The organism is Paraburkholderia sp. SIMBA_027, assembly GCF_046535315.1.
Classification (GTDB): Bacteria; Pseudomonadota; Gammaproteobacteria; order Burkholderiales; family Burkholderiaceae; genus Paraburkholderia; species Paraburkholderia tropica.
Window position 1 is genome coordinate 1 of record NZ_JAWRWY010001642.1, and the last position, 234, is coordinate 234.

The window sequence follows — 234 nt, forward strand, 5'->3', positions numbered from 1 at the left end:
TTGAGCGTGACCATCTGCGGCTTTTTCGACCAGTCGGGGTTGCCCAGGGTCAGGTCTTCGGCGATCACATGCGGCCACGGTACCCAGGCGCGCCAACCACCTTCATCGGGCTCACGCTGCCACACCACCGCGAGGTTGCCGTTGATGGCGAACGGGCGATGCAGTTCTTCGGAGACTTTGGCATTGAGGGGCGGCTTGATGCGGTTCCAGTCAAAGAATGCCAGGACCACTACC

At 61.5% G+C, this 234-nt stretch carries 1 protein-coding gene; it reads right to left on the bottom strand.

The window, feature by feature from the left end; genetic code table 11:
• Nucleotides 1–234, bottom strand: a 234-nt coding sequence (locus SB764_RS44750) for an AsmA family protein (RefSeq protein WP_410867403.1), incomplete at both ends; no start/stop codon positions are given.